Genomic DNA, 25554 nt, shown 5'->3' with positions numbered 1-25554 from the left:
GTCTAAAATTCTAACCAACCTTAAAATTCATTTACACACTTTTCGGGATAGTGTCTTTTTTGTCCAGAATTTACCTGTTCCATCTTCTTTTATTCGGATCTCAAATTGATAAATACTATAATTTGCGAATTCAAAAAAATTACAGCTAACAGGTCTAGACCTGGTATCTGTTAGATTAATTTTTCCTGGTCCCCAATTTGTGTTATACCATCTGGTTACTATTGAATCTGTAAGAATTCTGCATTCAGTGTTTTTCAGATAAATCAATTTTCTGGTTTTCTTAGTTATTTCCGCTTCAACACTAAAATAAATTTGATTTCTTGGTACATTAAAATTTGCTTCTCTGGGAAGAATAATAACTCGCAGAATTTTTATTTCAAGCTTTGAGTAGTATTCGAGATAAAATTTCCTTAGCTGGATAATTGCTGTTGGTGTAAATACTGCTCCTACTATTGACCAAAATGGATTTTGACAAACAATACCTCTAATCCATTCAAAAATATTTTCCATTTCCATTCTGAAAAATACAAAGTTGATATGAATTTACTTTCATAGTCCATCCATTGACATATTAGATATTTTGGTTTTGTACATGGTGAACGAATTTAAGAAAACCATAGAATTGGAAAGATATTCTTTGCAAGATGAATAATTCAAATTGTTTTAAAACTGTATAATTATAAAGGTGTTGGTTCACCCCCTCCCTCTGATACCACCGAAAACTCACATACCCAAAACCTATCAATCCCCAGAAAATCAGCATTAATTCTACATTGTAAATGCTCATCGCAACCATCGCAATTACTGCTATGACCAAAGCGATAGCTGGGAAATAGGGGAATAGTGGAACACGAAATGGTCGCACCAAGTCTGCATGGTTTTTACTTAAGGCAAAAAAGGATATATAAGATCAAAGCTCCAAAGCAGGCGATGGTAATGATTTCACCAGTTTTTCCAGTTAGCAAAGCCATAATCCCGATTCACATATTCACAATTCATTATCAATTTCGGATGGGATGATTTCCTCAGCTAGAAAATGTTTTAGGGGTAAACCTGCTAATACAGCCATTTGATCTCCGGATTTTTCAGATGACGCTTTTGCTAAAAGGGTCTTAAGGTCTGGAAAAGTGAAATTAAAATTCCCGACGGTATGCTGGTAAACCAGCTAATTAAAGTGGGTATTTATTTAGGAATATGGAATAAGGGGTAAGGTATTTTGTGGATTTAGCAATAACCTTTCTTATTCTCTAGGAGCTCCTAGTGAAACTCTTGGATTGGAGCTTAACGCACTTGCTCTAGTTTCTATGTCGGTTTCTGGTAGGCCAGCCGCTCTCAAAAAAGTGGCGTACTGCCCAAATCTTTGGCCTCTAGATGTTCTTACAGTTAACATCAAAGTTACTTGGTCGGCAGTGAGTCCTGTAGTTTGTCTAATACGATCGTGATCATTATCATAATTTAAATAGACTATTGGCTCACCAGTCCTAGATACATGATAAGAACTCGCTGTTCGTTCCACGGGGTTTTGAACTGGTAAGTCCACGATAGTATGATCTCTTTCAAATTGATTGGTCTCATTTTTTCTAAGAGTATATGCTTTTGTTATTAAGGTTTGAGGTACGTTTGCTTCAGCATCTACAATTTGCTTTTTATCGACTTTCGTTTGAGCATCATCATCACTAGCATCAATTTCTGCTTTTATGCCACTGGCTCCACCATTGAATTTTTGAGGAGACGGATGAACAGAGTATTCAATCACAGCTCCTGCATCAAAAGCGGCTTTCACTTGGTTTTCTACGGTAGATTCATGAGTGCTATTTCCCTCTCGGGATAGAGGAACCATATTTGGCCAAGTGCCAGGTCCTCCAATATTGTGATTTAATAAATGACCACGGATATAGTAGGAAGCACCTGAAGAAGTTCTTCTTTTATTCAGCTTGTCATATTCGGTTTGAGCAGCTTGTGTTGGGGTAGATCCATCAGATGGCTTATTAGTTAAATGCAGTTCTTTGATATCCATCGATTGCCCGAAGCCGACTGGATCAGTGCCAGGCAAGAGTCTTTCTGGAGGACCTTCCGGTCGGTCGGTTCCAAAGAATATTTCTACAAGAGGTCTTAGCTCTTGGAGTAATTCTTGAATCCTATTTTTCTTTGCATTTCCATCTATTTCCTGTTGTTCTTCACTTTGGGTTCTATCTATCCTGCGTCTTTTTTCAGTATCAATTTCTTGTGCTTTGCTAAGTGCTAGTACTTTAGCGTCAGCTCTTTCTGGATTATTATCAGTTTCGATATTTCTGATGAAAGTCTCGAATTGGATCGGGTTACTGGCTATCATTAATTGCTGATTTTCCTCATCTCCTTCTAAATAGATAGCATGCTCATGACCATCTGCTGCCGTAAAAGTGACACGAGCATTCCACCAATTCATGACTGCATCAATGGCATTTCTCCCTGCCTGTAAAATCGCTCCACCCACGCTTATCGCCCGATCAATCAACCAGTCAATCGCGGCATTTACCCGATCTCGTAGGCCGCCGATCATTTCAGCTATTCTGGCTCCAAGACCTCTCAGGCCAACTTGATTTGCTAAAAATCCAATAGCTACTGGGATAGCTCTAGCCAATGCTGCCTCCAAGAAGTTAGCGGCATCTGCGATGTTGCCACGGGCGATATTCGCTACGCCAGCCACGAAGGAATTGACGATTTCCAGCATTTCCCGAAGCTTCTCAATAAAGGATTGAATGGCTCTGTAGAATGCAATAAAACTATTGACCACCGCCATGATTCCTGTAGGATCAAGCATAGAAAGTAGGCGAGTGGTGACCTGAGTGATGATCTGAGTGACCACCCAGTTTTGCACCTGCTCCAGCACCATAGTCCAGAGGTTGCTCAATTGCTCCTGTACATATTCCCAGATCGCAATTGGGCCACGCTCCCACACGTCCTTGATGAAAGTCCAGATCCCAGTCAGGGTATCGATCGCTCCACGGATCTGAGCGACCCGCTCTGGTCCGAGTTTCATTTCCAGTCTTTCCCATACATTGTCCATGGTCAGACCAAGGACATCCAACACAAATCCTAGAATACTTTCGAAGGTCAAATCAGCGGGCGGATTGATCCCAGCAGATGCTAATTCTCCAAATAGCCAATCTCTCAAGCCACCAAGTAGGTGAGTGAGAATATTATCAAAAAACTGTACAAATCCTTGCTTGACAGCACCTAGAAGATTTCTAATAAATCCGATGGGATCCCTCTTGATATCAGCAAAAGCACTTTGTGCATTGGCTATTATCTGCTGAATAGTATCAATAGGGAAGTTCATCACCACCAGGATCACCTCCACCAAGATCTGCACTATGGTGACTACAAAGGCAAAAAGGCGTTGAACAGGCGCAGCTAGCGTCTCAACAATTCTGAGAAATGCATCAATTGGATGAAAGACATCTTGAATGGAAAAGCTATTCCAAAGACCCAAGAATAGGCCTGTGATATACCCCCAAGAAAAATTAAGGGTTGCTACGGCATCATCAATTCTGGAAGCAGTTTGCTCAATCGCTCCCGTTTCCTGCATTTGTTGGAATTGTGCCTCTCCGCCTGGCATCAGGCTCATAAATCCTCGAATCAGATTAACCGTCGTTCTTGGGACAACTTCTTCAGTAAACGGATCTTTTTCGAGAATTACAGTAAGCAGATGAAAGCCCTGTTGCTCCCTTGCATAGGCAGAAAGCTGCGCCAAAAGAGCTGTTTTGATAAACTCAAGGACCTTGATGGCAACGTTGCTTGCAAAAGTGAAAACACGGGTAGTGAACGGTGTGAATATGGCCACCGTTCTCTGAAATGCCCCCATTGGATCCCGGATATCTTCCAGTGAAAATGCATTCCAGGCTGTTTCAAATAGTCCTCTAACTTCCTCAAAGCTGAAGTTTAAAGCGGCGAGTTCAGCATCGATCCAATCAGCAGTTTCCTGAATGGTACCCTCAGCTTGCATACGCTCTAGCTCTTCTTCTTTTCCGATCAGGAGTAAAAATGCTTCGATTTTCTCAGCCGTGGTAGAGTTTACTTCCTCACCTGTGAGTGGGTCGTGTCCGAGTAATTTGGTCAGTAATGGATATCCTGGGAAAGCATCGGCAAGTGCTTTTAGCCCTGCCATTAATGCATCTTTGATTAGGTTGAAAATCTGGTCTTTTACCCTACCTGCAAAAGTGACTATGTCTCGATAGAGTTGTCCAAAAGTCTGATCCAGAATCCTAATATTCCCATCCCAGCCTTCCGTAAGCCCCATTCGGTCCCAAGCTTCTTCCAATGTATCACTCAGTCTGCTGGAAGTTAGATTGAGAGAAGTCATCTCGCTTTCTACCCAAGTAAAGGCATCGTTGATGATTCCTAGTTCATCCAGCTTATTGTAAAGTAGCATCCCGAAAACCGGAATAAGCCCTAAAAGTCCACGAAGGAGATTTGGACCATTTCTTTCAACACTTCTGCCGGCCAATGGGTCATATCCGATAATAACTGTTAGTAAGGAATAGCCTGGAATATAGCTGGCAAACTCAGCCAATCCTTCTCTCACAGCCCAGGGTAGGCGCTGTACTTGAGGTTTTGTTGAGCTAATCTGCTGAAGTGGCATTCGCTGAACAGGAGCAGCTCCTTGCTGTACGGTATGGGTCAATTCATGGGCCAGCAAATGCTTACCCTGAGAAGATTCCGGCTGATATTTTCCTTCGTTGAAATAGACATCATTTCCGTGCGTGAATGCCTGTGCTCCAAGAGCATTGCTCATTCCAACTGCCTGAGAATCGGTGTGAATGCTGACTCCGCTAAAATCCGCTCCAATCTTACTTCCCATTTCCGCTTGAACTGGTGCGGGAAGTGCTTGGCCTGAACCTTTACTCTGGGTGATTTGTGAAGAAATGTCTGGAGAAGTTATAGCTGTGCCATCTGCCGAAAGTTGGATAGATTCTTCCTCTTCTTCCTGTCTTTGGATTGTTTTGGAAAAATCTGGGCTGAGTTGGATGGATTCTTCTTCTTCCATGGAACTCAGTTGAAGAAGGGAAGTGCTTTCTGCAAAAGGCATCATTTGAAGCGTTTCTTCCTCCTCTTCTACTTTCATTTGAAAAGCTGCCTCAGAAGCTGGTGCGGGACTCATCGCTAATGCGGGTGCTGCATTTGAAGGAGCCATCACCACGTGATTTGCTACAGATTCGGCTTCTTGTTCGTATTTGTCTCCGGGTCGACCAATTTTTAAGCTTGGCTGAATCGTATGTCTTCCCTCCCCATTTCTCAATGGCATAGGCATAGGCTTACGTTCAGCTAGAGCTCCCATATTATTTTTTTACTTCAGCTTTCATCGGAGATGCAGCTGCCAACGGTGTCATCGGCTCTTGTTCTTCTTCCACAGGAGTCATTTTCACTTCTGGTTTTTGATCTTTCTCCTTTTCCTTCTCAGCTACTACGACCACCACATCTTCTTGATCTTTATCTTGATCCTGCTTTTTTCTGACTTTCTTCCTCATATTGTCCTTCCCATTTTATGATATTCTCTTCTAACTCCTTCTTTGATATCGCCAAGCTTTACTTGGGCACTTTGCTGATCCAAAGCCATCAAAAGACTATGCTGAATCACCTGAATTATAGATCCTCCAGAAAGCTCATAGGTTCGTGCCAATTCCTGCAAATCAATGCGATCTTCCAGTTCTACATTGGACGGAAATCCTTTTTTCCAGAGTTTTTTTCGTTCATCAGGCTGAGGCATAGGAAAAAAAACAGAGGCTTGAAATCTTCTCATAAAGGCTTCATCCAAGTTGTTTTTAAGATTCGTAGCCAAAATCACCAAGCCATCATAGTCTTCAATCCGCTGAAGTAAATAAGAAACCTCTTGGTTTGCATACCGGTCATGTGCGTCGGAGACAGAAGTCCTTTTTCCAAAAAGAGCATCAGCCTCATCGAAAAATAAGATCCATCCCTTTCGCTCCGCCCGATCAAAAATCTTCGCAAGATTTTTTTCAGTTTCTCCGATATACTTTGATACCATTCGCGAGAGATCGATTCGGTAGACATCCAATCCTAGTTTTTGTCCAAGTAGCGTTGTAGTCAGCGTTTTTCCTGTGCCAGGAGGTCCATAGAAAAGCGCCTTGAAGCCGGGCTTTAGTTTCTTATGCATGCCCCATTCTTGAAGCAATTTATCCTTGTGCTTAAGCCAGATTTCAATCTCCCGAAGCTCCTCTTCAGTATGTGGATTGAGCACGAGGTCATCCCAGCTCATTTCTGTTTCCAATAATTGCGCAGGAAAATCTGCACTGAAATCAGGCTTACGAACAGTACCACTGGTTATTTCTTGAAGTGTATCTCGGGAGATAGTCAGGGTTCCATTCAGGTAGGGATCATCAGGATCCGTATCACTGAGCTTTAAATGACCTTCTTTGAAAAGTGTGGTTTCTTGACTGAACAAGCCGAGGTATTTGAATCGCTTTGCGAGGTCGCTTCCAGCAAGGATAAAAAGAACAGTCTCGCCTGTGGGGATAAAACCGTTGTGGTTTTTGCCTTTTCTACCGCCGAATTCTGTGAAAATCTGCTGGGTCAGCTGATTTTTTCCCATAAACATATCCAGCATCTGAGGCTTGATATGAGGGACAGCTGCCAAAATCAATAAGAATCTTTCCTCTGCAGATAGATTTAGTCGCTGAATAAGCCTGGCATATGAGCCAGACTCCTTTTCAAAAGTTGGAGCGGGAATTTCTAAGACGTCCCGAATACTCGAACCAGAATTGGCATTCATTGCCGATCGAGCTTTCAGAAGTGTCTGAAGCCAGTCTAGCTCTGCCTGAACTACCTCCGCATTATTTGGGTTCGATTTTACCATTCTACAGCTATTAGTTCATCCATCCAAGGCAGCTTGATCATCCCGATAGTCCAAGGCAGGCGATCCAACAATAGATCGAAAGGCATTCGTTGGATCTGAAGTTGATAACCCTTACTAACTCTTCTAAGTGATCCTTCCCGTTGGAAAAATCCCTCAGAAACCATTTTTCCGGAGCGGCTTTTTAAAGCTGTCCATTGCTCCGCCATGCTATTAAGAAGAGATGTGATTTCTTCTTTTTCAGACAAAGTGATTTTTGGAAGTAAGCCGAGCGCTGCTGCAGGCGGAATTCCGCAAAGAAGCTTGTTAAGAATCAAATCTGTCTCGTCATATTCTTGATCTGTTCCGAGCATTTCCTGCAGAATCACTACTGCCCTCAATTGAGCTTGATCAGAAATGAATCTACCTGATTTCACCAAGCCTAAATTTTCAAAAAATCGAGGAAGAAAAGCTGCTGTCAAGACCAGACCGGCGTTGTTGATAACTATCAATTCGTCTAGGTCTGGTGCTTTTGATTGCGCCAAATTATTCTCAAGAAATTCTAGCTTTTCAAGCTCATTATTGGCTGTGGATAACTCCTTCTTAGGTAATGATTCACTGATTAAGTTTTCCACAACGGTTTTCCAAAATGAAGTAACCGAGGGTAGAAATTTTTCGACTTTTGAAAAATCAATATTCTTATTCCTAACCAAATTGAGAGATTCAGAGGCTATTTTTCCGTTCTCTGAGGCAGGTTTATTGCTACTGAATTGGACAATAAACTTGCTCATGAAAATCAGAAATTGCGCTGTTTCTACAGCTTTCTTTTTTTCCTGTGTTTTCAATGATGCAAATCCAGATTGGATAAATGAAGTGAGCCCAGTCTTTCTTCCAAAGAGAGAAAACAATACAACGGCACTTAACCAAAATCGAATTTCAGCTTTCTTGAGGATTGATTCAGTAAGCAATAGTTCGAGGAAGTTTAAAATGAGTTTGAACTCCTGTTTAGTAGGCCCTGAGCCACTTTGAAATATACTTTCCAGTTCATTTTCAGTAAGGAGAACAGACAGTCTTTTTGCCGTAGCCAAGGAAATAGGATTTTCCTTCAACCAGGATTTGAGTAAGGAATGATTTTCATTCAGTACTTGATTGAAAAGCGATTGAATGGATTTTTTTTCTTTGGATGAAGTCCACCAAGGAAGTCTCCCGTGAATAAGGTAAAAAGTGATTTTTTCCCAGTCAGAATGAATTTTAGATAATCCAGGTTTTTCTTTCTTGAAATTAGAAGTGGAGGTCGGATCAGCTAAAATTCCTTTTTCTAAGTAGATTTTCCTGAGCTGATCTTCAAGCACATCTCTTAGCCTATCACGCATCATTTTTTCGGGCAGATCAGCAGGGAATCTTCCTAAGTCAAGTTCTAATTTTTCTATCCTGAGAGACCAACTTTTGGGGCTATATTCATCAAATACCTGCTCCATCAATGGAATTAAGACATTTTTATAGCGTTCCTGAAGCAAGTTTTGCCCAGATAAAGCAATTTCCTTATTCTGAAAGTTTGCTTCTATAAGTTGCCGATGGATCAAATGTGAAGCCATTATTTACCCAGGATTTTTCCAATTAACACACTCTTGTTGTCAGCAGAGCTGGTGGATATTGACTTTTCCTTGAGAATATTAATCAATGTGTCTTTCTTCAGAAGAGTGAGGTCCTTTTCAGTCAAGGCGGAGTCAGTGATTGCAGCTCTGTAAGTTTCATCTAGGACGGTTTTATCAGAAGTTTCCAAATAGGACACTTTATTTGAGTCCAAGATTACCTTGATTTCATCGGCAGTTAATAGCTCGGAGGACACTCTACCCACAATCACTCGTCGAGCACCGCAATTACTATTTTGGTATTCCTCAATTCTTGTCGCATACAGTTTTGGACTTATACTAGCTGAGTCTATGCCTACACTTTCCAAAATCATTTTTTGAATTTCCGAAGAACTTGCAGTCGTTTCGCGAAGTTCTGTGGAGGTGAAGCCAGCAGTTGATCTTAGGCTTTCCAGCAGATTAGTGATCACTTCAGGAAGGTTTCCTGATGGACGAGTCAATTGTCTGTCTTTTGCTACGGCTCGAATGAAATCTTCTTGCCATGTGGAGATAATTGCGATGGAATAACATTCTCTGGCTGGTTTAGGACTTGGAACCAACGTTACGTTCGCTTCACTTTGGCTGCAGATTTCCACCTCTTGGTTTTCAAATCCGTCAAATTCAAAAAGTAATGTTTGGCCAGGCGATTGGAATTGGACTTCGTATATTCCCTCACCATTAGTAAATGTGTTTAGATCTTCCCCAACCACCGTCACTCTTACTTTGGAAAGAACATTTCCATCCACTCCTGTCACAGTCCCTTTCACTCCTAGCGAAGTACATTCTGGAGTTACTATTGCTCCACAATTTTTCCCCTGATGATCCAAGATTGCTTGTTCTTGTTGTTGATAAGTCATCTGATCAGTTAGGAGTCCTAGGCAACTCAGTAGCTGCCTCCTTGATTGCTCATCTTCCAATACGCTGAACCTAATTTCGTCAATTGAGAAGCCTTTTGTATCTGTGAGACTTTTCAGAAGCAAGTCAACAGCACGAGAATCCGACTCGTTTGCGGCTTCAATTTTTCTTTCCTCCAGTGTCTGTCTTACTCGTTCAATTCCCCAGCAATTAAGCACCTCAATAGAATAACAACCCAGTGCGCCTTTGACTAAAATGCTGACTTTTCCCTGATCGGATTGATTTGTTTTGGTATCCCGTAGGACATATTGGAAACTGTCGACCCCGGTAAATCCTGGAGCCGAAGTGTATCTGAAACTATTTGAATTTGGGTCTTTTTCTACTTTTCCATTCTGAGCGGAGGATGATCCAGACGCTAAAACAACATAGCTTCTGCCCGAAACTAAGGCGTCGTTTAAGGTGATCTCCAGCTTGATTGGTTGCTCTGTATAGGCTACTGCATAATCTGGCCTGGCGAATGGAGGTAAAGAGAACCCTTGCTCTCCACAAGCATCCAGGCATGGCGAGCATTCACAACAGTAATAAGGCAAGCTGAAATCTCCGATAATGCGCTCTTGCTTCGCATCATGGAGCAAAAAGAAAGTGCCTGCTTTCAATACACCAGCCTCATGGGTAAGCCCATTGTGTTTTTTGAGGTAGGTAGAAAATTGATTTGCTTTGACAAGCTGCTGAATCCGATTTTCATAGCTGGTATAAATTCGCTGCAGCTTGGTGAAGAAAAACAAATCTAAAATCCTATAAAGAACTGGCGAAAGCCTCATCAATATGCCATTATAGAAATCCAATTCTTTGGTGTTTTCTGGATTTGCTTTTACCTGATTCAAAAGGCCTGATTCCAACAAAGCGAAATCAATTAAGTATTGAAGTAGTTTTTTATAGGTGTTTTGAAAGGTTGTCCAAACCAAATCTTTGAGACATTCTGGCAAAGCATTAACCATCCCAACAAGTAAATCCAAAACCTCGGAAGCTTTTATATAGAACTCGTTGGAGGTGAAATCCTCCTCTTCAGAGTCCTTGGCATATTCCGTCACGTAGTCAAAAATCTGTTTCAATTCCATGATCATCCCAAGCATAAAATACCGTTGGAAAGCATACTCTTCCTGAAGGTCTTTCCATCCACAATCTTCTATTAATTCTACTTTACCTACTTCACCTAAATGAAGGGTTTCCACATGTATTGGGAGGTTGAATTGTAAAATGAGCTGATTCAAATAATTGAGTGTGCTGTCTAATGGTTTTCCTAGGTGCCCTTCAATCCGCAGAAAAGGATAAGATTCTATGTCAAAGAATAGGGGAGTTTCAATAGGGTTTTTGGCCTCGGTAGCCTCATCATCTGGTTGGTTATCATAAGATTGAACAGGTATTCTTGCTGGGTTCAACAACTGAATATACCCTGGATCTACCCAGCTGTTTTCCAGAGAAAACCAGGTTGATATAGCTCCTTTTGACTTGATGTCGTAATAATATGGAAGCGCACGATTTCCCAACAGCCCCAATTTTTCTTTGGAAGGAGTGATCTTGATTGGGAATTTTTCAGTGTCAGCTTTTTTAAATATTTCTGTTTCAAGCTTTTCAAGCATTAAAATCACCCTTCTATGTCGCTGAATACAGGTTTCTGCAAGCAATTTCTGCTGATTGAATATGGGTGGCTGTACGAACCCATGACGATATTTTAGGAATTGGGCATGTGTTTCTGAGCTAGTTTTTGCCCGACCGAGCATCAAATGAAGTGGGAAAAGTGAGCTATCTGTCACACAATTGTACCAAAGCTCAACTGCGGAATCACGGAATTCTCTGTATGCTTTCAGAAGTTCCTTGGCGAAATCCCAGAGGTATTGAATGCCCTGAATTTCTGCTGGATTACCTTCTATTAAAGAAGAAATGGTAGAGATCTTGTTTTGTAAAGTAGCATTATCCAGCGGGTTGGAAAAGTTATAACCCTTACTTAGGATAGGTTCAAAAATGGTATATGAAAGTGAAATCGCTTCGAAAAATTCCTTGCTTAATGCTTGGGATATATAGTTTTGATAGTGTTTTACAAAAGCTTCATATTCATTTGATTCAGGATTTTCCGGGTAAAATAGCGGGGTTTGGGGAAAAAATTCTGGAAGGTCTAAGGCATTTGAAAATGGTGCACGAACGTTGGAAGATTTAGTTAGAATTTTATCCAAATCCGCTCCGCTTACAACAAGCCTTCTCAGCGTAAGTAATCGATCCTGACCACGATCATCGCAAGCATTCCCAAGGCAGGATTTCAGGTCTTTGTCAAAGATTTCCAGAAAAACGAGGACATATTTATCATTTAGAAAATTGGCGGGATTAGTCAGTTTTTTTACGCCTGTGTTATCAGTAGGGACTTCTGTCAGTAATTCGAAAAGTGAAACCTCATGATCCACGTCCTTGAAAGGCTTGTAAACTACGCCCTCTGGTAACGAATATGGGCGATAATGTGTCGCATTGAAAGTGCCTCCTTGGATCAAAAAGCCTTCGGATGTAATTCCTAATCCCTTTGTAATCTGCAGACTTTGCGGATAGGGCTGAACCTGCATTCCGCAGACTACACCAATTCCGATGAGCTTTGATCGGGTGAGCCTGCCTTGCTGATCCAGGTAGGCGGAGAGCTGGTTGAGCTGAGTACTGGTCAGTACCTGGCTACCTTCAAAAATCGGATAAGTTGAAATGATCTGGCTCATAATCGTTGTGGTTAAAATTCTCCCAGTGATGAGGAGTTGAGAATGATGGAGTTTTCCAAATTGTCATCCTCGTCACAGTCGTGAAGAGTGCCTACAGGATAGACGTTTCGGATTTGCGCCAAGGCATCAATTAGCCCTGCGAGTGTCTCAGCAAGCTTTTTGGGCTCCTGAGTAGATTTTAGCGTTTCGAGTAGCCAAAGTTTCCAGGCCAATTCCAACGCTTTCATATGGCTAGGACTAATCCAGCAAATGGTCAAAAACACATGCGCTGGAGTCTCCCTTTTTATCTTTTTCTCCAGAAATCTCCTGAAGTCTGTAGTTGTAAAGCGACCTGCCCAATAAGGCAAAATCACATGCGCCATGCAGGTATAAGGATCATCAAGTGTGCAGACACATTCATCTTCTGAGTGCGGATCTAGGAGCTTATCTTCCAGGATTTCATTGACAAATCCGCCAAGTCCATCAGGCAGCTTATATTTACCTTTTACTTTTGGTCTGAGTAAAATATGCTCGATCAGATGTGTCCCTTCATGTGAGAAAAATTCCCGAACGAAAAATTGCTGTACTTTTTGAATTGCTTTCGTTTCCGCTCCGCCTAGTATTCTAAAAGAGTCTCCAATCACAGTTTTTACCTCAAACTGTCTGCTGAGAATCACGAAACCTCCGGGCTGCTCTTCGGCATTTTCAGGATTTTCTACCAAGTCAGGCCTTGGCTTTTTCTTAGTTACCAATATAGTATCCCCATCTTCTTCCCGGATTTGATGGATGGTGTAGTAAATCAAATGCTCGGTTTCACCCTGTATAAATTGAACTTCAAAATCCTCGAAATCTTCAAAGAGTGCTGCTTGTAGCCCTGCTATTTTAATTTCATGTGCTTCTACATTTAACCCAATAATCTCAAAAGCACGCTCGAAATGAATCTGATCAGACTTTTGCGGCATTGGATTGGCTTTGAGCTGAATGAATGGACCAATCGCCGTGGCTTCTGTGAAGTTCAATTCTATTGGTTCGAATCCAGCTTGAACCAGCCAAGCATCTCCCCAATCCTCATTTAAAATGGATGTGGCTAAAGGAGCATTGAAGTTAGATTCCACACTTTTAGCAAGCATACCCCCACGGATTGGATCATTAACTGAGAATTTATAAGGTGAAGAATAAGGAGCAGGATCAGTAACATAGGCTGCTTGCATTACTCCAGCAGTGCAAATCTGCCAAATAAGCTCTTCTAGCCGTTCTTCTGCTAGCTCTTGTAGCTCCAGTTCTGAAGTAGCGTCTGGAACTTCTACTTCCAAAGTTCCTTCAATCAATTTTATCCCAGCCCCGAAAGGGGCGTCAAAAAGAGCATATTCTAAGGTGTATTTCGGAGGCGCGGGAGCTAGGCTAACTGTGATATCGGCTTCCCAAAATGCCTCCAAAGCAAGACTTAAATTCTTGCGATTTGCGAGGGGATTGTTTAAGAATTCTTCTCGAAAAATCTCCCAAACTTCCGTAAGAGCAAGATCTGCATCACCTCCTTCGGTATCGTCGCCAAAATCAACTTTTAAGCTTGATCCTACAGTTTTTCCATCCCAATGCAATTCAAATGAGAAGCCTGAATCTCCTGTGCTAATCTGGTAATTTTCTTTGCTTGCTCCGATCAAAAGTGCAATTTCTAACGCCAAAGCAGCTTCTTCTTTACTTTGAAAAACTGCTTTTAATTCGAATAGAACTACATCTGAAGAATCCTTCACCTGAACTTTCCAGTTGCCAGAAGCTTCCACAAATTCAAATGCAGGAGAGAATCGGAGCCAGGAAGCAGATTTTTCTCTAATTCCCATTAATCCTTGGATCCTATTTTCCAGTCCAGACAAGTTTTCCCGATGCCAAAAATGATCTCCGATTTTGTAGTCAAATCCTTTTCCTCGGTAAGAGGAGATTTTCGGATAGTTATTGAGAAAAGCCATTTTGTCCTCAATCAATCTAGCTTGGCCTTTTACAGGGTTTAGTCGCAGCGCAAGTAAACCGTAGTCGGTAAATTGCTCGGCAAAACGTGCTAACAAATGATCCAGGAAGCGATTTCTTCTGATTTGAAAGTCTTCGACCGACTCTGTAATTTCTTTGACTGTAGGTTCAAGAGCTACTAAATCCTTCCAAAGCGCTGCTCCATCAGGTGTTAGATTTTCTAAGCTCTGGGAAAAATAAGTCGCATCAATGATTGGGTTTCCAAATTCATCAGTGCTATTATCTATGGAAAATAGGTGTCTAGTATTGGCAAGTTGACTCAAGTAATTCACCAGCATCTGCTCAAAAACCATCAAATAGGCCTTCAATTGCTGCACTTGGAGCAGATTCGGCCTCCCTTGGGATTTTGGAAGCATACCGGCTTCTGTGATACCGTAGACCAGCGGAAAGTCATTTTGGATGGAATCGTAATTTCCCGGATCTCTGAAATTTCCCGTTGGCAAATCGAAATCCATTTTAGGATAATAGATCTTTTGCTTGCGTTCGCCAGCTTTATATTCTTGCAACAAATCTTCGACCTTCTCCCGATTTGCCCGGAAAGGCAATTCTTCCTTGTAGTAAGTGATTTTAGACAGTTCGGTATTTAGTCTTGGGACGTAATACTCATCCACTGCTAATTCAAGACACCATCTTACACTTTTAGATGGAATAGATCCGCTGGCATTATCCTGTGGTTTGTTCGCTATTTGGATACTTTTAACTGCCTTCACACCTGGAATGTCCATAATTATATGGATCAGATCCGTTACATGAATGCTGGATCTTCGGTCGGCTTTAGCTAGTTCTCCTTCATCTATAAAGCCATGTTTTAGGAGTGGTCCTTCGAAAAGTTTTTCTGTTGGGATGCATTGAGATTCCTCCCAATTTCCTAGAAATACTTGATCGTCATCCATCAAAACCGGTGAGGGGAAATTTGGACTAAGTAGGATTTCGCAGAGTTTACTGTTTTTTGGATCTGTTCTCACCTCAAGCGCCTCATAGATACCTACGTTTCCACCCGAGCCGATTATACTTAAGCTGGACTTTGGTTTTGGATAGTCAGAGGTTGGTATTTCGATCCAGATTTTTGCTGGATTTTGCTGGATCTTGGCTATCGGCAATGCTTCATTTTTGCAGCGATTGAGCATCTCTTCCAAATTGAAAAAGTTGACCTGAGGAGAAAGAAATGCGCTTATTGTTTGAAAAATCAGTGCTTCAGTTTCATTAATAGGAGCGTTTGGAGACAGTTCTATGTCTGCGCAAACCAGGATTTCCTCCACTCTCAATGCATGAAAATCCACAAAATCCTCACATAGGTTTCTATGGGCATGTAAACTCCCTTTTGCCTTCCCGAGAATCTGTCTGATTTTGGCTACTTTTTTCAGGTAAAATGCCAAGATACCCTCAGGACTAGAGTAGGTGAACGTATTTACCTGATTGCTCAAAGTTCCTAGTCCCTCAAGAGGATCAAGGCCCTCAGCCACTAGTTTGTTACCTTTTAATTCAATGAGATTGCTTGGACTGAGGTCGAATTCAAGCGTAATCCCATCCGGCACATTTTGGAATTGAATGGAGATTGCATGTACATTTTTGCGGATGCTAACCGAATCTGCCCAATCCACTTTGGTATCATCCCATCTCGGGAATTCAATCTGGATATCGATGACCACACCTTCCAAATCTGGGTGTTCCACGACTTCGATTTCCATGCTAATTTTATTCTCGTTGAGGTCTCCAAGATTCTCGCAAGAGTCAAACTCCAGCAAAACATCGTACAAAATCCCAAGTTGAAGAGCTTCTTCGGTTGTTGGAAAAGGGTTGTATGCTAAGGTTTTTTCTTTTCTGTCAGGATAAATAGCAATTTCATTGCTTTCGCGAATAATTACCCAGGCATTTTTGATTCCAGCACGAGGGCATTCTAAATCCTCTTCATCGAGGACTTCCACATCCATCAAAAATTTCCGATAATCATTTATCGTGACAGGTGTGGAGGGAAGGATCTCGGAAGCTGAGAAAAATTGGTTTTTCAAGCTTCCAGATTCATCAGCTAGGAGATCCTGTATGGGAAAATTGCTTCGGTATCCCAAATCTGTAATTGCATAACAAAGTACTTCCAAAATGGTGATGCCAGGGTCGTGACTATTGTAGTCAGTCCATATTTTTCCTCCCACGCGTTGGATATAGCTGATTGCTTCAGTACGCAGTAGCTCATAATCCATGCTTTTGATGGTAGGTTTCGCTTTCGATATGGTTATTGACTGTTCCATTTTTTTAAGTATCAAAATGCCTCATCCAAGTCCTCGTCTTCTACAGATGCGATGCTCGCAGCTGGTTTTATTTCATTGTCCTCACAGAGGCAATCCTCAGTTTCCAACACTTCAATAAGATGATCTCCATAGGAATTCAATGTGCCGATTGACCCAAGGACCGAAACTCCGCGAGTGCCTTTGGCTGCCTCTACTCTGGTTCTTGAAAGGTGTTCTCCAGAAACTGGATTTTTGACCAGATGGTAAAGTTCAAAGCAGGTCAAGTAGTCCACATATTCCAGTTTTTCCACAAAGTGAAGTACCACTGAGCTGTGTAAAGATTCGGTGAAAGTCCAATCGAAATCCGTTTCAAATGCCCAAGGAGAAAGGAAAGCCTTGAGATCATCTTCCAGTTTTCTGGCAAAAAAGTTCTTGTCCGCCCAGGAGTGAAATTTCACTTTTGTTCTGACCTGAATCTCCTCAAATACTGGATTTACCACATGTAGGAAAACTCCCGGAGGATTTATTCTTGTGATAAAATCTCGGATCGTAGACAGCTGGGCTACACTTGCTTTTGGACGAAGCGGGTCGATGGCATTTTTGTTTTGCACATTTGAGATAATGACCAAAGTCACATTTCGAGGAGCCAAGGCACGGTATTTTGTGAGATCTCCATCGTAGCTAGTATGATTGAGGCTCTTTACCTGATACACTGCAGGGAATTCCTCCAAAACTAAATGCTCGTAATCCCAAGATGTGATTGCACGTTGCTTATGGCGAATCCGCTCAGCAATTCGTTGGTAAAAATCATTGGAGGATTCAGCAGTTTTGCCTCCAAAGGATGAAAAAGGCTGCAGGATTTTACTGATCGCACTTTCACCTATTTTAAGTTTGCTGATAGTTTCTGCTGGGATTGCTTTCCCCACTCGCAAAGGATCGTTCTCGTAGGATTCAAACTTTGTCTTGACGGCTTGTGCTAGAACTGCAATAAAATCAGGGATAGCATCCGAATCAGAATTGACTGAAGCTTTCAGCCAAGTAAGCTGATCTGTCAGAATCGTATGCGTATTATCTGCCTCTCGGGGCATAGCAAAGGATACCAATCCACTTTGAATCAGTCCATTTGTTTCATCAATTAGGACGGAATATTTATCAAATTCTTTCCATTGATTTCCTGCCAAATAGCTCCAATTGACTTGAGGAACAGGTTTCTCAGGATTGGCAGAGCCATCCAGAATCTGAATTAAGAGCTGAATGTTTTGTGATTTTTGATGAGAAGAAAGTCCAATTAGCAATTCTCCTTCATCAGAATAGTTAGGCAGCAATGGTGAACTCTCATTCTGTCCTGAAACTTTTGCCTCTCCAAATGCCCCAAGATGAAAAAAACCATCCCATTTACTTTGCTTCAAATTCAGTTCTTCCTCAGAAGTGTAATCTAGACTAACCGTTTGAAGTTCTGGAGTATATGGCTCTTTAGGAAGAGCTATATCAGTAATTGTTGGTGAAGCTTGGGAAAGTGCAGCCTTGGCAAAAAGTAGAGGGTATTCCTTGTGTCCAAAATCTGGGCTGTTCAGTTTTAATCGAAGAAAACCACGGTTGGAAGCTGGGGACCATTGGGTAAGGTGCTCTAAATCGGGATCTTCTGTGATTGAATTCCAAGCTGCACCGCTGAGATTTATTGTTTTGTCAGTGCTTAGTGGAAGACTATTATTTCCTTGAAATAGTGATTTTGATGCGTTGATGGGTTTCCAGGTTTTCTGATCCAAGAAATCCACAGCTGCTGTAAAGCTCTGGTTATTTCGAGATTCATAACCTGCATATTGGTCTTCAAATCCCGTGGTAGCTTCCGGTAGTCCATGCCATTTGAATTTCAACTCAACCGTTTTCGGGGATTTACCAAAAACCTCCTTACTTCCGATATAAAAATTCGATCCTTTGACTGGCCTGAATCCAAAGGGCTGAATGTTTTTGCCAATCGGTAAAATGGTCTGGTCGTTCTGCAGGATCAGGTTTTCTACGCCAGCTACATCGATTTTGATAGTGGCTGATTTTACCTCACAATCTTTCAGAATCTCATAGCCATAGCTTTGGATGGTATTCGCCAAATTCACTTTCATAATTGGTGAATTGGTTTGAATTCGTTGCAGCAGGACTTCTTCGTCATAATTTACCACTGCTGGATCCTCCGGCAGCAGCATACAATTCAAAATCAGATCGATTCCGTAAGGACCAGAAATGAGCTTGTGTTTGGTGTTCCGAAAGGAGTAGCGGAGGTCATTGATTTTGTCTGAGCCAACTCCGCGGACTGCTTCTACTTGATTCAAAGTCGAAAATCTCTTGGTAGAAAATGAATCTCTTCGACTTAGAATATTTTTAGCAGTGATCTCTCCTATGTCATAGCCCTTGAACGGACGGTGCTGGCCAAATTCAGGATCATCTATTACTGGCCCGAATTGAGGTTCCAGCCCAGCGATGTCTTGCCAAGAAGTAGCATTATTTAAAAATGCCAACACTTCTGCATCCACAGTATCTGCAGCGTTTTCCCATCCTATAGTTGCGCGAATCCACTCTTCTTCTCCGCTAAACCAGATTTCAAAGGTTTTATCCAGCGCGAGCGTTCGCAATCTTTCTAATAACCCCTCGGTTGGTTCAAATCGAATTCTTAAGGAAACTTTGCGTGTTCCTTCTCCCATCAGCAGAATGGGAGAAGCAAATGCAAAGCCTATGGTGGCTAGCTCTCGATCCTGATTTGGGAATTGTGTAGAGGGTTTTCCAAAGGTCTTCCATTGTTTCTCTTCAGACAGAATTTCTGCACCCGATCCATCTGCGGAATTGGCAATTGAGGATTTGTAAAGCCTTCCATTTTCATCTTTAAAAAGACTCATCAATGAACTGACCTCAGCCTTGTTGATAACGTTTGGATCTGTTGTTTGAAAAAGAATTTCTTTTCCTAAGTCATCTTTTCCAGCTTTGAAGTCCGTGTCTTTGGTAAGAAAATGTTCTTGAATATGCTTTGCAAGCTTAATAATCAAATAAACCTGATCAGACTCTGCCGGCTTTTCTTTCAACCGAAGTACATCACGGTAATAAAAATCTAAATGCCTCTGGGTTATAGAATTGATGTCCTGCTGCGCAAAATTGAAAAGCTTTAAGAAGGCGAGGAAAAGAGCAAAATGAGGGTTGGTTAATTGGTTTTCCTGTATTTTCTGATCGAAAAATCCTGACCAATCTCCTACAGTCCAAGGATCTTCATTTTTGATGAATTTTAATTCTCCTGCAATTTTTACTGCAAATGCCTGCAAATCTTCCATTTTCCGCTCATCCACACGGACACAGTCAGGCAAAAGACCTTCTATAAGTCTTTGCGCGCGGCTAGTTCCGTTGCCGGGAAGGGTAAGATCGTTGCAGTCTTTACTCATAATTCAATGTCTGTTGCTTCGGTGAATAGATAAGGATACACCAAGTTTCTTCGGTTGTTTGTGGCAATGATGGTATAGGTGACCAAGACCTCGATTCTTCCTTCATTATAATCTGGCCTTAGGTCTATGTCTTCAGTTTTCACTCTTGGCTCATGGAACAGAATCGCTTTTTTGATTCGGTTTGCAATCATATTTGCAGTGGTCACATTCAGCGCTTCAAATAGTAGATCCTCCATATTTGCACCATAATCAGGACGCATGACCCGTTCTCCCAGCGTAGTATTTAGGAGTATGATTAGGCTCTGCTGGATATCCTCCTCATCTTCTGCCATCTGCACTTGCTGGCTTTCAGAGCTGAAAGTCACTGGAAATGCCCAGCCTCTACCTAGAAATGATTTGTTATTTTCCATGTTATCCAATGATTACAGTTGGTTCTCCCACAGCAGCTGAAGCACCGCATACACATGCATCCCCAACTCTCACTGCGGGTTTTCCTCCAATTAAGACAGTTGCACTTCCAGCTATGAAGGGGCTGACTGTTGGCTGATGGGAATTTGGAGGCAATGAGCAGGCATGGTTGTCAGCCAAAACTGCCGCAGGCATACCTCCGATCAATACCGTAGGTTCTCCTGGGCCAATGATGGTTCCCCCATGTGTAGTTGTATCTCCGAATCGTGCTGCTGCAGGCATAGTTTAGTTGATTTGTACTAGTGAACCTGAAATAACTGTTTGTCCTCCAGAGGAAACTTCTGCTCCTGCTGACCCTTCAGCTTTGAGTTGGGCACTGGCTTTTACCTCCACACCGGTTCCTTCAATGGAAACATCTCCATTCGCTTTCAAAATGAGATCCTTAGCGCTTTCGATTGTGATCCCATCGCTATTCATACTGATCTTATTTCCATTTTCATCTTCCAAAAGGATAGCTCCCTCGTCATCTGTGAGGAGGATTTTATTTCCATTTGGAGTCTCAATAGAAATTGTCTTTTTGTCATCATCGAAAAGCAACTTGAGTTTGTCTCTAGTTACAATCCCTTTTTCGTGATTATCATCTTTCTCTTCAAAGGGAGAAGGTTTGGTACTACTGTGAAGCATGCCCAAAATCACTGGATCTCGAGGGTCCTCATTGATAAAAGAGACTATGACTTCATCTTCAATTTCTGGTCTGAAATATATTCCCCGTTCATTTCCAGCATCGGGTGACGCAAATCTTGCCCAGATTCCTTCTTCATCTTTGCTTATGAGCGGTAGTCTTACCTTAATTCGATTTTCTCCATCAGGATCGCCTTCTAATGCAGTCACAATGCCGATATGTAAGCCTTTGATTGCTGGAACCAGTCCTGCTGCAGGCACATCGATGATGTCATCGTATTGCTGAGAAACCCATTTTGGATCCAAGCCCAAACCTAGGTGGGTAAACCATTTTTGATTGGGAGAGATCTCGTGGTAGACGGCAGACACGAAGGCCTTGCCATTAAATCGTGATCCAAAGCCCTTCAGCTCTACCATGTCTCCGGGTTTTACCGTGTTATCACCAAGAATTTTTACCCTGCCTTGAATTTTCGAAAGTCGGCTTCGCATCAGACCAGCATCGGTCCAAGCCTGAAGTTCTTCGTCTGCTAATAGACCACCATGCTGCATCTGGAAGGATTCCAGACCAATAACTGCTGCTAGATCATCGCCACTGATGTCCCCTTGAAAGTCCATAGATGGATTAGCTCCCTCTTTTTCGGCTACTTCTTGTTTGATGAAATCCCAGCTAAATCCTGTTGTCGCAGCATATTGCTGCCTTGCATCCATCTCGGCCTCAAACTCTACGACATTATCTCCATATTGAAGTTCGATGATAGGATCAGCACTGGTTTGTGGCTTTTGGATAGTTACTTTTCCAGCTTCTGTTGTAGCGATTTGTCCATTTGCGTCAGCTCTGCTCAGGATGAAGTCCCAGTCAGTAGCGTGGTATTGAACAATCTCTGCGTGAGATAAACTAGTGCTTTCTACCTCAGCTTCCAGACCGGAATATTTGCCAATCAACTCTTCCATCACATCGCTGTCGCTACTTTCAAAAAAGTACTTATTTTTTCTCCCGACAGTCATTTTGATCACAGGATCACGAAGCTCTAGAATTAGTCTTGATGCTTTGTCGGTATAGATTTCCAGTCCATGCTTGATAATTATTCCTTCGAAAATAGTCTCCTCCCTATTATCATATCCCGCATCAATTTTCAGTTTTACACCTGGCTTGAATAAGTCGCCTTCACTCCATTGGAACTCACCCGTTGAGATATCCCCATCGAAAAGCACCAGCTTCGCCATCGGAATTTTATTCACAGCTTTGCGGATAGCAATCATTGCCACTCCTACAGAAGGCGGGAGTTCTTGACCTTCAGAATATACTTTGAAGGTGGCATGATCTAGGTTGCTTTGTGTAGCTATCGGGACTAAAGGCATATCAGTTTTTTGCTATTGGGGGAAAAATGAGTTTCTGGCCCGGAATGAGTTTTCTGAAATTTCCCAATTGGTTTGCGCGGGCTACTTCCAAGTAATATTCCTGTGTTCCATAGATTCTTTGACACATTAAAAGCAAGGTGTCTCCAGCTTTTACAATGCGCTCATGAGTCAGGTCTGGTGAAGTCCGGGCTGTAGTTGCGGCTTGTTCCTGTCGGGAAAGGGATTGGTCAAAATTGGCCGTGACAGTTGCTCTAATGGGCAGGCCTGAGCTGTTGAAAAGTTTGTAATTAATTGTGGCTGAGGCCAAAACTCCTCTGAATTGATAGGCTCCCCAGTTGATCTGCAGGTAATTTGGCTTATGCGTGTCAGACTGAATGTTTTGTGTGATATCAAGAAACTTCCGAATTGCACGATCTACGTGTTTGTCCTGATTTATAAGTTCTATCGCAGAGATTTTATTGCTAGAGATACTTTCCAGATTTGGCTTGTCCTCTCCGAGGTAAGAGAAATTTGTATCACCTGATTTGTCCTCACTTGGCGGGGAAGCAGCACTGGCATCGAAAAGAAACTCAAAAGATACCGAGTCAGATTCCAATGTCCTGAATTGATATTGTTTTCCATCGGAAGGCCCTTCTTCTGGAATCCATTTAGACTTGAATTCCTGGCTGAATGTTGTAGGATTATACATCACCACATAAGTCGCAGTGGACTCATTGTAGTTTTCGTCTTTGAAAGCTGTGATTTTCAGCTTTTCTAACCCTCCTTTTTGAGAAAAAATATCTAAAAGTGACATTTAGCTAAGTTTTAGCGCTCGTTTTTTTCTTTAATTATTCGGCTCAGTTCTCTAATTCCGTCCATTACTGCACCTGTATCCGGAAGTTTATTTCCGCTACCTGTAGGCTTGCTTTCTGCTGCATCCACCGTAGTACGGATGATGAGTTCTTTGATTTCTATGGGCATCTTCTTATGGCAAAAGGTCGTCTGGACTAATCCTCCTATAGTATTGATAGGCGAATTCTATGTTTTCGATCATGATTGAACTTTCCATCGCATTGAGTCCTTCCACCGACCATTTCACTGGCCAGGCATTGACAAAATTCCAAGCCTGCAGAGGAACCTTCTCTGGACTCAAAAGAATGACCGTGATATCCTGCGTTTCAAACTGAAAGCCTTCCACGCTGTCTTTGAACCATTTTGCGATTTGAGAACTGATTGCCATCCCTCTTTTTAAAACTAGATTTGGATAAGAAATCGGGTTAGGCATTCTATGCTTGAATCGGTTTTCTCCACCTTCGGCATATTCCTCAACTCCTATCTCCACGCTCAATCCAGATACCTCTTGGAACCCTATATCAGGTAAGGCCGGGTATTTTAGTAAAAGCCCTTCAAACCTTACTAGAAAGTGAAACCCGGTTGGTGGATGAAATAGCGCCATTGTTTACGGGGTTTCGATTGCCAATCCCTCGTGGCAAAGCTCGATCGTTTCAATCGCCACTTCATTTCCTGTTGAATTCAAGGAAGGTCCTTCCACTTTGCACGGCCAAGCTTCTTTTACCTTCCAGACCATCACTGGTTCATGCTCTTCGTTGAGCAAGCTGATGGTGAGGTCTCTACGCTCAATGTTATTCATTTTTACCGTGTTGAGCCATTGGAAAAATTCGTTGTCAGCTCTGAACACCCCTCTTTTCAATGTGATATTTGAATATTGAGGAATGCCAGGCATTTTGCTCACATGGTATTCAAGTGAGCTGCCTTCACGATAGTCTATGCTTTGTAGCTCCACAGTAAGGCCTGATACTTCTGTGAAACCTATGCGGGATCCGCCCCATTCTACCTGGAAATGAAACACGGAAACTGGATATGCTACTGCCATAATATTTTGATTTTAAGTTTGCTTTCGATGAAATGTTAGGTTAGGATTCCTGAAGCTTATGAGAGAATTTCAGGATAATAAATTCGGCAGGTCTTACTGCTGCCATTCCGATTTCGATAATGAGTCGCCCTTCGAGAATATCCTGAGCAGACATCGTCTGACCGAGTCCCACTCTTACAAAAAATGCCTCTTCGGGTTTGGCACCTGCCAATGCTCCATCCCGCCAAAGTTTAGAAAGGAAGTTTTCGATCATGGTTTTGCTTCGCAGCCAAGTATTGGCGTCATTTGGCTCAAAGACTACGAATTCAGTCGCTTTTTTCACTGATTCTTCCACAAAAATGTAGAGTCTTCGCACGGGTACATATCGCCATTCGTTATCGTTTCCAGCCAATGTTCTTGCGCCCCAAACTAGCGTTCCTTTACCAGTGAAAGTACGGATGGCATTGATGGATTTTCCTGAAGTAGCATCTACATTAAGTGCTGCTTGCTGATCATGGGAAACTTTGCGCGATGGACCGATTACTGTTCTTACATCCACATTTGCCGGAGCTTTCCATACACCACGCTGACGATCAACCCTTGCATAGATGCCCGCAACTGCTCCTGATGGAGGTAAAGTGATGTATTGTTTTTTGATCTCTGCTAGAATTCCCCTATAAATACTTGGTTCGCTAGTTTCAAGAGCTTCTAAGCTTAGCGTATCAGAAGCTCCTGCTTCTGTAAGAGTTCCTCCAGAAGGATAATTGCTAGTATGCGTGATCGTTTGATCTGCTAGAGAGTAAGCGTAATTCAAAGAAGTACTCAAGTTTGGATAGTATGCCGCTCCATATTTTAGATTGCTCATTCCTATTCCATTATTTCTGAAATTCTGTGCATCAGCAAAAGGGTCAGCAGTAACTATTTTGACATCTATTATTACAAACCTGTCCTTTAAAGAGTCGCATTGGGCAAGTGCTGCATCGTAGATGTCTTTATAATCAGACCCAGTAAGATCTGTGGGGATTTGATCAGGAAAGACGAGCAAGGTTGGTTCGTCGATCGCTTTGATAGCTTCAAGACCTCCCAGAATACTCGCAGGAGTAGCAGAATCCCCTTTGACAGGTAGATTGTCATAATCATTGACTGACACGATGTAACATGGGCCACCACCGTTGGAAAAATAGAGCTGCATGCTGTAATAGAGCTTGTAAGGGCTTGGTGTGGCAGGAGGGGTAGCAGTGATTTTTCTGGTTGCTAATTTCTCTCCTGAACCTTTAGCAGCGTCGTAGCTGTCCACCACCGTAATCGTAAAAGTTTCTGGATTTCCTTTACCAAAAATCCCTTCGAATTCAAGCATGTTGGTGATTCGTGTTGGGACTCCCCGAACGTCCTCACCGTTTTTTTCAGCTAGATCTGTATGACCTATAAAAGCGGGGACTGCTGTTTCCACAGAAGCTACCGATGCTGGTAAAGTGGCGATTTCTTCGATATATACGCCTGGCGTTGATTGAATTGACATGGCTAAATTTTTTTAAATGAAA

Annotated in this window: 16 protein-coding genes; all 16 read right to left on the bottom strand. The window is 42.2% G+C overall.

Annotation, left to right across the window (positions count from 1 at the left end; all coding sequences use genetic code 11):
* Nucleotides 1-27: 27 nt before the first annotated feature.
* On the bottom strand, nt 28-516 hold the full coding sequence (locus tag AACZ87_RS20215; protein WP_339869893.1) for a hypothetical protein: 489 nt from the start codon (nt 514-516) through the stop codon (nt 28-30).
* A gap of 724 nt (nt 517-1240) precedes the next feature.
* Complete coding sequence (locus tag AACZ87_RS20210; RefSeq protein ID WP_339869892.1) at nt 1241-5317, bottom strand: DUF4157 domain-containing protein; 4077 nt, start codon at nt 5315-5317, stop codon at nt 1241-1243.
* A gap of 1 nt (nt 5318) precedes the next feature.
* Entirely contained in the window at nt 5319-5507 is a 189-nt protein-coding gene (locus AACZ87_RS20205) for a hypothetical protein (protein WP_339869891.1), read from the bottom strand.
* Nucleotides 5504-6853 carry an ATP-binding protein gene (locus AACZ87_RS20200; RefSeq protein ID WP_339869890.1) on the bottom strand — a complete coding sequence of 450 codons (1350 nt, stop codon included), beginning with the start codon at nt 6851-6853 and terminating at the stop codon, nt 5504-5506. Before AACZ87_RS20200 ends, AACZ87_RS20205 begins: the two co-directional genes overlap by 4 nt.
* Nucleotides 6847-8424 (bottom strand): contractile injection system tape measure protein, encoded by a 1578-nt coding sequence (locus tag AACZ87_RS20195; protein WP_339869889.1) that lies wholly within the window; start codon nt 8422-8424, stop codon nt 6847-6849. The genes AACZ87_RS20200 and AACZ87_RS20195 overlap by 7 nt, the downstream gene beginning before the upstream one ends.
* Nucleotides 8424-12068, bottom strand: coding sequence for an Ig-like domain-containing protein (locus AACZ87_RS20190; protein WP_339869888.1), 3645 nt, complete (start codon nt 12066-12068; stop codon nt 8424-8426). The genes AACZ87_RS20195 and AACZ87_RS20190 overlap by 1 nt, the downstream gene beginning before the upstream one ends.
* A gap of 11 nt (nt 12069-12079) precedes the next feature.
* On the bottom strand, nt 12080-16315 hold the full coding sequence (locus AACZ87_RS20185; RefSeq protein WP_339869887.1) for a hypothetical protein: 4236 nt from the start codon (nt 16313-16315) through the stop codon (nt 12080-12082).
* An 11-nt stretch (nt 16316-16326) separates the two neighbouring features.
* Nucleotides 16327-19713, bottom strand: a complete 3387-nt coding sequence (locus AACZ87_RS20180) for a baseplate J/gp47 family protein (protein WP_339869886.1) — start codon at nt 19711-19713, stop codon at nt 16327-16329.
* Nucleotides 19710-20123: a GPW/gp25 family protein gene (locus tag AACZ87_RS20175; protein ID WP_339869885.1), complete on the bottom strand. Its 414-nt coding sequence runs from the start codon at nt 20121-20123 to the stop codon at nt 19710-19712. Before AACZ87_RS20175 ends, AACZ87_RS20180 begins: the two co-directional genes overlap by 4 nt.
* A 1-nt stretch (nt 20124) precedes the next feature.
* Nucleotides 20125-20403: a PAAR domain-containing protein gene (locus tag AACZ87_RS20170; protein WP_283413550.1), complete on the bottom strand. Its 279-nt coding sequence runs from the start codon at nt 20401-20403 to the stop codon at nt 20125-20127.
* Nucleotides 20404-20406: 3 nt separating this feature from the next.
* Nucleotides 20407-22161: a type VI secretion system tip protein VgrG gene (gene vgrG, locus AACZ87_RS20165; protein WP_339869884.1), complete on the bottom strand. Its 1755-nt coding sequence runs from the start codon at nt 22159-22161 to the stop codon at nt 20407-20409.
* Nucleotide 22162: 1 nt separating this feature from the next.
* On the bottom strand, nt 22163-22954 hold the full coding sequence (locus AACZ87_RS20160; protein WP_339869883.1) for a hypothetical protein: 792 nt from the start codon (nt 22952-22954) through the stop codon (nt 22163-22165).
* 11 nt (nt 22955-22965) lie between these two features.
* Entirely contained in the window at nt 22966-23121 is a 156-nt protein-coding gene (locus AACZ87_RS20155; protein WP_283413553.1) for a DUF5908 family protein, read from the bottom strand.
* 4 nt (nt 23122-23125) lie between these two features.
* Entirely contained in the window at nt 23126-23596 is a 471-nt protein-coding gene (locus AACZ87_RS20150; protein ID WP_283413554.1) for a phage tail protein, read from the bottom strand.
* A gap of 3 nt (nt 23597-23599) precedes the next feature.
* A complete protein-coding gene (locus tag AACZ87_RS20145; RefSeq protein WP_111320708.1) occupies nt 23600-24034 on the bottom strand; it encodes a phage tail protein in 435 nt (144 codons plus the stop codon).
* Nucleotides 24035-24074: 40 nt separating this feature from the next.
* Nucleotides 24075-25532 (bottom strand): phage tail sheath C-terminal domain-containing protein, encoded by a 1458-nt coding sequence (locus tag AACZ87_RS20140; protein WP_339869880.1) that lies wholly within the window; start codon nt 25530-25532, stop codon nt 24075-24077.
* Nucleotides 25533-25554 lie beyond the last annotated feature (22 nt).

This window comes from uncultured Algoriphagus sp. (genome assembly GCF_963974365.1).
Lineage (GTDB): Bacteria > Bacteroidota > Bacteroidia > Cytophagales > Cyclobacteriaceae > Algoriphagus.
The sequence above is the reverse complement of the archived record's forward strand: the minus strand, read 5'-3'. Positions and strand labels throughout refer to the sequence as shown.

What these genes read in the sequence shown, in the direction of transcription:
- AACZ87_RS20215 (WP_339869893.1), bottom strand. Translation starts at nt 516, where the DNA reads ATGGAAATGGAAAATATTTTTGAATGGATTAGAGGTATTGTTTGTCAA.
- AACZ87_RS20210 (WP_339869892.1), bottom strand. Translation starts at nt 5,317, where the DNA reads ATGGGAGCTCTAGCTGAACGTAAGCCTATGCCTATGCCATTGAGAAAT.
- AACZ87_RS20205 (WP_339869891.1), bottom strand. Translation starts at nt 5,507, where the DNA reads ATGAGGAAGAAAGTCAGAAAAAAGCAGGATCAAGATAAAGATCAAGAA.
- AACZ87_RS20200 (WP_339869890.1), bottom strand. Translation starts at nt 6,853, where the DNA reads ATGGTAAAATCGAACCCAAATAATGCGGAGGTAGTTCAGGCAGAGCTA.
- AACZ87_RS20195 (WP_339869889.1), bottom strand. Translation starts at nt 8,424, where the DNA reads ATGGCTTCACATTTGATCCATCGGCAACTTATAGAAGCAAACTTTCAG.
- AACZ87_RS20190 (WP_339869888.1), bottom strand. Translation starts at nt 12,068, where the DNA reads ATGAGCCAGATCATTTCAACTTATCCGATTTTTGAAGGTAGCCAGGTA.
- AACZ87_RS20185 (WP_339869887.1), bottom strand. Translation starts at nt 16,315, where the DNA reads ATGGAACAGTCAATAACCATATCGAAAGCGAAACCTACCATCAAAAGC.
- AACZ87_RS20180 (WP_339869886.1), bottom strand. Translation starts at nt 19,713, where the DNA reads ATGAGTAAAGACTGCAACGATCTTACCCTTCCCGGCAACGGAACTAGC.
- AACZ87_RS20175 (WP_339869885.1), bottom strand. Translation starts at nt 20,123, where the DNA reads ATGGAAAATAACAAATCATTTCTAGGTAGAGGCTGGGCATTTCCAGTG.
- AACZ87_RS20170 (WP_283413550.1), bottom strand. Translation starts at nt 20,403, where the DNA reads ATGCCTGCAGCAGCACGATTCGGAGATACAACTACACATGGGGGAACC.
- vgrG (WP_339869884.1), bottom strand. Translation starts at nt 22,161, where the DNA reads ATGCCTTTAGTCCCGATAGCTACACAAAGCAACCTAGATCATGCCACC.
- AACZ87_RS20160 (WP_339869883.1), bottom strand. Translation starts at nt 22,954, where the DNA reads ATGTCACTTTTAGATATTTTTTCTCAAAAAGGAGGGTTAGAAAAGCTG.
- AACZ87_RS20155 (WP_283413553.1), bottom strand. Translation starts at nt 23,121, where the DNA reads ATGCCCATAGAAATCAAAGAACTCATCATCCGTACTACGGTGGATGCA.
- AACZ87_RS20150 (WP_283413554.1), bottom strand. Translation starts at nt 23,596, where the DNA reads ATGGCGCTATTTCATCCACCAACCGGGTTTCACTTTCTAGTAAGGTTT.
- AACZ87_RS20145 (WP_111320708.1), bottom strand. Translation starts at nt 24,034, where the DNA reads ATGGCAGTAGCATATCCAGTTTCCGTGTTTCATTTCCAGGTAGAATGG.
- AACZ87_RS20140 (WP_339869880.1), bottom strand. Translation starts at nt 25,532, where the DNA reads ATGTCAATTCAATCAACGCCAGGCGTATATATCGAAGAAATCGCCACT.